This window comes from Pseudomonas sp. FW305-28 (assembly GCF_017351395.1).
Classification (GTDB): domain Bacteria; phylum Pseudomonadota; class Gammaproteobacteria; order Pseudomonadales; family Pseudomonadaceae; genus Aquipseudomonas; species Aquipseudomonas fluorescens_AA.
On the sequence record NZ_JACNDD010000289.1, the window covers coordinates 1 to 2,025 of the forward strand.

Here is a 2,025-nt window from a genome sequence, read left to right on the forward strand (position 1 = left end):
CCCACTGGCCCGCCCCCACAAGATTTTTGTGTGATGGGATGGATTGATGTACAGCCTCGAAGACCTGCTCCACCTCATGAACCGCCTGCGGGACCCGCAGTACGGCTGCCCGTGGGACATCAAGCAAACCTACGCCACCATCGTTCCTCATACGCTTGAAGAAGCCTACGAGGTGGCCGATGCGATCGAGCGCGGCGATTTCGATCACCTGCAGGGCGAGTTGGGCGACCTGTTGTTCCAGGTGGTGTATTACAGCCAGTTGGCCCGGGAAGAAAATCGCTTCGAATTCGCCGGCGTGGTCGACAGCATCACCCGCAAGCTGATCCGCCGCCATCCCCATGTGTTTCCTACCGGTGACCTGTATGCGCCCGTGGATATCCCGCGCTTGAGCGAAGAGCAGGTCAAGCAGCGCTGGGAAGAAATCAAGGCTGAGGAACGGGCCGAGAAAGCCTTGGCGCCCGAGCAGTTGTCGCTGCTCGACGATGTACCGGGGGCGCTGCCGGCGTTGTCCCGCTCGGCGAAATTGCAAAAGCGTGCGGGGCAGGTCGGTTTCGACTGGCCAGGTCCTTTGCCGGTGCTCGACAAAGTCCGCGAGGAACTGGACGAAGTGCTCGAAGCCATGGCCGACAACGATCCGGTGGCTATCAGCGACGAGATCGGCGATCTGTTGTTCAGCGTGGTGAACCTGGCTCGCCACCTCAAGGTCGACCCGGAAACCGCGCTGCGCGATGCCAACGGGAAGTTCGAGCGGCGATTCCGATTTATCGAACAGGCATTGCGCGACACCCACCGTCCCATGGAAGATTGCACCCTCGAAGAGTTGGACGCCTTGTGGGGCGAAGCCAAACGTCAGGAAAAGAATTTGCCCAGCTGTGGCTGAGGCCGTTGCCTAAGTGAGTAAGCACCATGAGCCTTTCCCTTCGCGACCAGTTGCTCAAAGCAGGGCTGGTCAACCAAAAGCAGGCCAAGCAGGTCGGCAAAGAGAAACAGAAACAGCAGCGCCTGGCCCACAAAGGCCAGATCGAACTGGATGATTCCCAGCAGCGTGCCGCCCAGGAAGCCATGGCCGAAAAGGTCAAGCGCGACCAGGAACTCAACCGGCAGCAGCAGGAAAAGGTCGAGCAGAAGGCCCGGGCCGCGCAGATCAAGCAATTGATCGAAGTCTCGCGCCTGCCGAAGCTGACCACTGAGGATTACTACAACTTCGTCGACGACAAGAAGGTCAAGCGCATCTCGGTCAATACGCTGATGCGCAACAAGTTGAGCAGTGGCTCCCTGGCGATCGTCCACCATGCCGGCGGCTACGAAGTGATCCCGCGCGAGGCCGCCCTGAAGATCCAGGAACGCGACCCCAAGCGCATCGTCCAGCTCAACACCCAGACCGAAGAAGTGGATGCCGATGATCCGTACGCGGCGTATCAGATTCCTGATGATTTGATGTGGTAAGAGCGGCGCAATGTCGTTGAGCTGAAACAACCTGTGGAAGCCGAGCTTGTGTGGGAGCCGAGCTTGCTCGCGATGGCGGCGTGTCAGTCAGTACATTACCTGGCTGGTATACCGCCATCGCGAGCAAGCTCGGCTCCCACAGGGGCTGTGGTGTTCTTACGATCCCGCCGCCTCACGCGAGCGCAGCCGTTCCTCACGCTCCAGTTCAGCCTTGTAGCTATGGGCGTCCGTTTCGGAGTGGAACATGCCCACCAGCAGATCCTGTTGATGCACATCCCAGATCCGGATACCGGCGGCAATGCCTTCGTGGGACATATGGGCGTCGTCGCGTTCAGTTACTTTCACAGTCATCTTGCAAGCTCCAATCTCTGTTATCTGCAGCAAGGCGTGTGCAGGACTTTGTTATAGATTTGGATAGCGTGCTAAGTAAATGCCCCGGTTCGTTAAGAAGTTTTCATGGAAATCGCAATAATCCTGCAGGCCAGGTGGTGCGCGGCATTCGGTCGCAGGTGTTGTTCATGAAGAAGATTTCATGTTGCAGTGGTAATCCTCCATGAGCACAAACCCTGTGGGAGCGAG

At 58.3% G+C, this 2,025-nt stretch carries 3 protein-coding genes; 2 read left to right on the forward strand and 1 reads right to left on the reverse strand.

Annotation, left to right across the window (positions count from 1 at the left end):
- Positions 1-46 precede the first annotated feature (46 nt).
- Positions 47-880, forward strand: a complete 834-nt coding sequence (gene mazG, locus J4E53_RS30420) for a nucleoside triphosphate pyrophosphohydrolase (protein ID WP_103310926.1) — start codon at positions 47-49, stop codon at positions 878-880.
- 26 nt (positions 881-906) lie between these two features.
- A complete protein-coding gene (locus tag J4E53_RS30425) occupies positions 907-1,446 on the forward strand; it encodes a DUF2058 domain-containing protein (RefSeq protein ID WP_053124301.1) in 540 nt (179 codons plus the stop codon).
- Between the two features lie 156 nt (positions 1,447-1,602).
- On the opposite strand, the gene J4E53_RS30430 is transcribed toward J4E53_RS30425, so the two are convergent.
- Entirely contained in the window at positions 1,603-1,797 is a 195-nt protein-coding gene (locus J4E53_RS30430; protein ID WP_092257736.1) for a hypothetical protein, read from the reverse strand.
- Between the last annotated feature and the right edge of the window lie 228 nt (positions 1,798-2,025).